5 protein-coding genes and 1 pseudogene are annotated in these 2185 nt (G+C 34.6%); all 6 read left to right on the forward strand.

The window, feature by feature from the left end; translation table 11 throughout:
• On the forward strand, positions 1-194 hold a 194-nt coding region (locus LOK41_RS27840), incomplete at its 5' end, for a hypothetical protein (protein ID WP_241819336.1).
• Between the two features lie 221 nt (positions 195-415).
• Positions 416-640, forward strand: coding sequence for a hypothetical protein (locus tag LOK41_RS27845; RefSeq protein ID WP_241819332.1), 225 nt, complete (start codon positions 416-418; stop codon positions 638-640).
• The gene (locus LOK41_RS27850; protein ID WP_241819333.1) at positions 627-1067 is read left to right on the forward strand and encodes a YopX family protein; all 441 of its coding nucleotides are present in this window, start codon (positions 627-629) and stop codon (positions 1065-1067) included. The genes LOK41_RS27845 and LOK41_RS27850 overlap by 14 nt, the downstream gene beginning before the upstream one ends.
• The gene (locus LOK41_RS27855; protein WP_241819334.1) at positions 1054-1209 is read left to right on the forward strand and encodes a hypothetical protein; all 156 of its coding nucleotides are present in this window, start codon (positions 1054-1056) and stop codon (positions 1207-1209) included. Before LOK41_RS27850 ends, LOK41_RS27855 begins: the two co-directional genes overlap by 14 nt.
• Before the next feature lie 77 nt (positions 1210-1286).
• Positions 1287-1562, forward strand: coding sequence for a hypothetical protein (locus LOK41_RS29415; RefSeq protein ID WP_481748846.1), 276 nt, complete (start codon positions 1287-1289; stop codon positions 1560-1562).
• A 207-nt stretch (positions 1563-1769) separates the two neighbouring features.
• Positions 1770-1974: pseudogene (locus LOK41_RS29185) on the forward strand (hypothetical protein).
• The last annotated feature ends 211 nt before the right edge of the window (positions 1975-2185 follow it).

The raw sequence follows: 2185 nt of genomic DNA on the forward strand, positions 1-2185 counted from the left end.
GAAACACCACGTTCGTAATGGTTATCCATCCTGATTATCCAGAATTGCAGGGATTAGGAATAGTAACAAAGGCGTCGGATGAAATAGCATTAGTTTGGGTTTACCTATATGTAGATAATAGCGAACGGTTTGTTCATATCGAATTTTTAAGACATGCTACAGATGAAGAAATAAGAGCAGCTAGCAAAAGTTAACTGCTCAGCCCAAGGGAATAGGAAGAAAGAGCTTTGGTACTGCAAAAATGGATTATGGATATTCACCAGCCCGTTTATAGTGTAGCCGAAACTTGGATTTTTATTCGGAAAAACTAAAAGAGCAGCTAGCAAAAGCTAACTGCTCAGGTCATGGGTAATAGAGAAATGGGTATCTACAGTATTGACGGAATATTGAATTTTATTCAGGGGGGAAGAAAGTAATGAGTAGTGCATGTACATGTCATATTAATCCAGAAGAATGCGCTTATTGTAGATGGAAAGAGATGAAAGTTGGGACATTTGGATGTGGAGCTGCAATTAAGTTTCCTGACGGGAGAATGGTAAAGTTTCACACGTTAAATATGGATGAAGCCCACGAAGTGGCTGATGCATTAAGTGATTTAGTATTTGGATTTGAGGTGGAGGAGAAAAATGAAGAACATTAAGTATAAAGTTTTTACAACAAGTTTTGATGGTAATACAGGACTATTTCCAGTAATAGCATTACAATTTCACGATGATGATAGTATTTCGATAACTTACAACGATCCTGGTTATGGAATTAATAAAGAGATGTTGGATAAAGATTCTCTCATTCCATCTACAGGATTAAAGGACAAGCATGGCAATGATATCTATATTGGCGATAAAGTTCGATGGACAAAGGTACAGTATACGGATTGCAGCATGACAGAGATAGAAAGTACTGAGGTAGTTGAAGGAATAATTGATTGGACGGATACATCGTTAGTGTTGGTTATGGAAGAAAGAGCGCATTTCCTATGGCCTTCAGCTGTTGAGGGACCAAATGAATTTGAAGTCTTAGGGAGTATTTATGAGTCCAGGGAGGTAGAGGGAAATGAGGGAATTTGAGTTTGTTGCAATTAATTCTGGTGATGGTGAGTATATCCCTGACACAAACTCTCCATTACGCTTGTATCCTAATGATTTGTTTGGTGATTCAGGAAGAAAAGTGCGTATTAAATTAATTTTAGAAGATGTTTATACAAAATAGTTATTTGAGAGTAATAGAATTATTTCAAATGTTGTAGCTGTGATTCAGCTAAACCTGCGCCAATAATAGTAGCAATAATTAATACAAAAGCAATTAAAATACCTAAAATTATTAACATAGCAAAAGTAATTTTTTTCGCTGCATCTCCTTTCGGAGCAAGAATAGCTAAAACAATTGAGATAGACAGTATAAAAATAGCAGTAAAAAAATCAAAGTGTATATACTTAGAAAATGAACTGAAAAATAAGATTGAAGTTAAGAATATTGAAACGAAACCGAAGTATTTTCTCATTACTTTAGCCTTTCTTGAAAAAATAAATTATACAGATTATACCATAAATAAAGTGGATTAAAGTGAAAGTTTAACAAAAACGCTATTTTGTACGGTTTTAAATCTATGAGAAAAGGACCAGCTACGAATAGCAGGTCCTCTCCAAGATGGCAAAGAGTAATTCTTACGGTACTCTTTGTTCATATAATACACGAATATTAATAATAACTCTAGATTCTATATATTGAGAAATAAAGTTTTAATAATTCTAAACAAAGGGGGCTGAAAAATAAGTGTTTTAACAAACTTAAAAGAATATGCAGTCTACAAAGGTGAATCGCTAGTATGTATGGACCATACTGGAATGCGCTCAACATATGAGAGTACTTCCTGAAACTGTTCGTTATTATACAACGCCAGCTTATCAAAGGCAGTTAGCGAAGCGAAAGAGAGTAAGAAATTACTTAACTGTTACGAAACTTGAAGAAGATTAATATAAAAATTTCATTTTGTACAAAACAAAGCCCTAGTCTCCTAGGGTAATGGGTATAACGCTCGTTTCTATCGAGCTATTACATGATATCCTGTAACGGATGTGGATACAACAGTAATTGTTACCAAAAAAGTAAGTAGATAGGAAAAGGTAATTATGGAAAAGGGGAATGGATATGAGCGACCAAACTGTAATTGTTAGTAGGGGTATCG

It is taken from the genome of Bacillus sp. TL12 (genome assembly GCF_022625245.1).
Lineage (GTDB): Bacteria > Bacillota > Bacilli > Bacillales > Bacillaceae_G > Bacillus_A.

Bases quoted from the DNA above. Each gene is read 5' to 3' on its own strand.
- LOK41_RS27855 (WP_241819334.1), top strand. From the start codon at position 1,054: ATGAGGGAATTTGAGTTTGTTGCAATTAATTCTGGTGATGGTGAGTAT.
- LOK41_RS27845 (WP_241819332.1), top strand. From the start codon at position 416: ATGAGTAGTGCATGTACATGTCATATTAATCCAGAAGAATGCGCTTAT.
- LOK41_RS27850 (WP_241819333.1), top strand. From the start codon at position 627: ATGAAGAACATTAAGTATAAAGTTTTTACAACAAGTTTTGATGGTAAT.